We start from the raw sequence: 3,815 nt of genomic DNA on the forward strand, positions 1-3,815 counted from the left end.
CGTCTACACCGAAGATGAAGCGTTTCTGATTCAAGAGGCCCTCAGCATCCTCGAACGTCACGTATTCCAACACGGGCCTACCCTGGAATCCCCCGACGACGTTCGCCACTTTCTCCGGCTGAAACTCGGCCCCGAGGATCACGAAGTATTTGGCGTGCTGTTCCTCGATACCCTTCACCGGATACTGGCGTTCGAGACGCTGTTCCATGGCACGATCAATACCGTCAGCGTTCATCCCCGGCGTATTGTGCAGCGCGCATTCGCACACAACTGCTCAGCCATTATCCTGGTTCATAACCACCCTTCAGGGGTGATTACTCCCAGTTCGGCAGATCGGCAATCGCATATGAGGATCAAGCAGTTGCTGGCCGAGATGGATATTCAGTTGCTGGATCAGTTTATTGTCGGCCAGAGCGATATCTATTCGTTTGCGGAACACGGCCTGCTCTAAGCAGAGTCAAACTCACACCCTCCCGTCGCGGCGCAGCAGGCTTTTTTGCTGCGTCGCCCTTCTATCCGTGGCAAATCGGGCACCCGCCATCCCGGTTTTCCACATGCCGGCCGCATCAGCGTTTGTTGAACTGAAAGCTCCATTTTTCAGGCTCAACCAATGACCTTCTCAACCCATAAAACCTGCCTGCGTCGAAGTCTGGTCGCGATTTTGCTCGGTACGCAGTCGCTCAGCGTATCGGCACTCAACAGCGCAACCATTACCGCGTCTGCGCTTTCAGCAGACTGCCTGGCCTACCGCGTCGTTGGACTCTGCTACTGGCTGCGCTGCACGCCCTTCGGTTGCTCGGTGCGCACCTCGCCCAAAGTTCGCCACTACGTCCCCGATGCCGTGGTGTCCAGCTACAGCAATACAGGGCAGAACCCTTGGCTGGAGCTGCGCCCGCTCAGCCTCACAAATCCAACCGCGCAAGGTGGCGGCGACGGCACGACCGCCAGCGGCCATGAAAACAACCTGAGCAAATTCAAAAACGCTGATGCGATCGGCCACCCTGCCGGTGCGTTGTTCAACCAGTTTGTCGGTCAGTCTGGCTACGTCTGTCCTGGGGCGGGCAAGCCGTTGATGCCCTACCTGCTCAGCACCCTGGATACGATCGCCTGGCGCTACAACATCCCCGAGGCAGTGTTTCCCGAAGCATTGATGCCTGGACTGCGCGAAGTGGGTAGCCGCCTCGGTTTCAACCTATGGGGCGCGATCTACCCGCGAGGCGGCTTTTTACATCAAGTGGATGATTTTAAAGCAGCAGCGGTGGTGGCGCAGCGCGCGGGCGATATCGTCACGCGTATGGGACAGCTGCATGTCTATCAGCCATTAATTGCCTTTCCCTATGCCGGTTACTGGCCGCCCGGTCCTCTGCTTGAAAGCGACAGCAGCACCGGAAAGTGGCAGACACTCGCGCCCATTCCGTCAACAAGCTGCGCGGTGTTTCCCAATAATCTTCCTACTATCCAGTCTGAAGATGGCGGTTATGCCTGGGCATTATGGCGGCCCTACAGTTGCTGCAAACGCCAAGGGCAAACCTTTCTCGGCAGCACTGACTTCACGCGAGAATCGCCATGAAGGCCTCTCACCTAACGCTCTGGATCAGCGCCCTCCTCCTGTCCATCAACGGCGCCGTAGCCGAGCCCGACACTCGCTTCAGCTATAGCGGCAGTGTGATCGGCGACGATGTGCTCTACAGCATTGGTGGCGGCAGCGCGGTGTCGATGGGCGGCGCCGCGAATATGAAAAGCATCGGCGTCGGTGCCGGCTGGAACAGCAACTTGATTTGCGGCGATATGAGTTTGGAGACCACGCTGCAAAACCAGCTCAATGGCATCACCAAGGGTTTTCAATCGATCATGAGCAACGTGATCCAGAATGCGACCGGCGCGGTTGCCTCACTGCCCGCGTTGATCATTCAACGTGCGGATCCGGGGCTGTACAACCTGCTTACCAACGGAATCCTGCAAGCGCGCCTGGACTTTGATCGCTCAAAGTCCACTTGCCGAGCGCTGGCCAATCGCATGGCGGATATGGCCGGTGGGCAACTGGGCTGGGGTCAAATTGCCGAGGGCATGGCACTGACCCAGTCGGTTGCCAGCAAAGATGCCGTGGCCGCCGTGGATCAAGCCGAACAGGACCGCGGCAATAAAGGCGTGCCCTGGGTCGGTGGCCAAGCGGCAGGCGGTGCCAGCCAGCCCCCGATACTGGTCATCGCCGACGTGACGCGAGCCGGCTACAACCTGGTGAATGGTCGGGACGTGGATGACCGCTCTTCCATACCAATCAGTGCCTGCGCCGATCAATTGAGTTGCCAGACCTGGTCATCGCCGCAAGCCGCCACAGAATGGGCCACACGCGTGCTGGGTGAGCGCGAGCAACGCACCTGCGACAGCTGCACCAAGACCCAAACCATGCCAGGCGTGGGTCTGACGCCGCTGATCCAGGAAGAGTACGAAACCAAGCTGCAAGCCTTGCAAGCACTGATCAATGGCAGCCAACCCACTACGTTTGTGAACTTGCAGGCAGCCGGCAGTCAGTCGCTGCCGATTACCCGTGGCGTGATCGAAGCGCTGCGCGATGAGCCGGACCAGGACTTGCTGGCGCGTCGCCTGGCATCGGAAGTGGCGTTATCCAGCGTGTTGGAGAAGGCGTTACTGCTTCAGCGCACACTGCTGACTGGCCGTAAGGAGCCCAACGTCGCCGCCAATCAGTTGGCCCAGGAAGCCATCCTTGCGGAAAGCGATACGCTGACCCAGGAGATCAACAACCTCAAAACCGAGCTGGAGCTTCGGCGCAGTCTGGCCAGCAATTCACCGACGGTGTTGATCCAGCGCCACAGTGCACGCAGCGAGGGTTCGCGCGGGATTTATCAGGGTGATCCTCTGCGAAATCGTCTGGATGAGATTCAGAAGCCAGCGGCGACGCGGAGCCGCCCGTGAAAGGCTTTCATCCGCTTCTATGGACCGCATCGATCCTGGGCGTTGCCTTTGTCGTCAATGTGATGGGGATTGAATTGGCCGGCGGCATTGAGGCCTGGCGCAAATGGCTCGAAAGGTCTTCCACTGTCTTTCGTGGCTGGCGGATAGGCCTGTACGCTGCACTCGGTTATGGCGCTTTTCGCCTTTACCGCTCGCATTTCAGCAATGGCCAACAACGAGCACTTCGACGTACAGCGGTGGCTGCGGTGCTGGTACTGACCCTGCTGGAAATCCACAGCCTGAAGCTGTTGCCCTGAGGGCCAAGCATCATGACGCTGTATGCCGATGACTACCTCGAGTATTACCTGACGCTGGTGGCCTGGATCGTCAATAACGGCATCTGGGATTTGCTGGTGGCCAGCGGTGTTATCGCCTTGCCGTTCTTCGCCATCGTGCTGCAAGAATGGTTGCGCGCCCGCACTGAAGGCGCTGATGAGGGCAACAAAGGCGTGCTGTCGACGTTGCGCGTGGAGAACCGTGTGTGGGTGGCCATCGTGATCGTGATGTTTGCGGGTATTCCGTTTATCCCGGTTGATTTGAGCACGCTGGTTTACGACGACAACCGCTCCACGCAATGCCAGATCAAGGTCGCGACGCCACAGGAGACGCGCTGGTCCAATGCCTTCACTGTGCTGAATAACCAGAGCGCCTATGTACCGGTGTGGTGGTTCTTTATGCACTCACTGTCCAAAGCCTTGACCGGTGCTGCTGTGGCGGCCATTCCGTGTGGCACCGACTTGCGGCAGATGCGCATGGAGATTGATGCCGCCCGAATTGACGACCCTGTATTGGCACAAGAGGTCGCCGACTTCAGCCATGACTGCTACGGGCCCGCCAGGGCG

At 58.8% G+C, this 3,815-nt stretch carries 5 protein-coding genes; all 5 read left to right on the forward strand.

The window, feature by feature from the left end; all coding sequences use genetic code 11:
- Positions 1-451, forward strand: a 451-nt coding sequence (locus FEM54_RS26970) for a JAB domain-containing protein (RefSeq protein WP_138453695.1), incomplete at its 5' end; no start/stop codon positions are given.
- A gap of 159 nt (positions 452-610) precedes the next feature.
- The gene (locus FEM54_RS26975) at positions 611-1,570 is read left to right on the forward strand and encodes a TIGR03756 family integrating conjugative element protein (RefSeq protein WP_138453696.1); all 960 of its coding nucleotides are present in this window, start codon (positions 611-613) and stop codon (positions 1,568-1,570) included.
- Complete coding sequence (locus FEM54_RS26980; RefSeq protein ID WP_138453697.1) at positions 1,567-2,934, forward strand: integrating conjugative element protein; 1,368 nt, start codon at positions 1,567-1,569, stop codon at positions 2,932-2,934. The genes FEM54_RS26975 and FEM54_RS26980 overlap by 4 nt, the downstream gene beginning before the upstream one ends.
- The gene (locus tag FEM54_RS26985) at positions 2,931-3,230 is read left to right on the forward strand and encodes a hypothetical protein (protein ID WP_138453698.1); all 300 of its coding nucleotides are present in this window, start codon (positions 2,931-2,933) and stop codon (positions 3,228-3,230) included. The genes FEM54_RS26980 and FEM54_RS26985 overlap by 4 nt, the downstream gene beginning before the upstream one ends.
- Positions 3,231-3,242: 12 nt before the next feature.
- On the forward strand, positions 3,243-3,815 hold a 573-nt coding region (locus tag FEM54_RS26990), incomplete at its 3' end, for a conjugal transfer protein TraG N-terminal domain-containing protein (RefSeq protein ID WP_138453699.1).

The sequence above is a fragment of the Pseudomonas edaphica genome (assembly GCF_005863185.1).
Classification (GTDB): Bacteria; Pseudomonadota; Gammaproteobacteria; order Pseudomonadales; family Pseudomonadaceae; genus Aquipseudomonas; species Aquipseudomonas edaphica.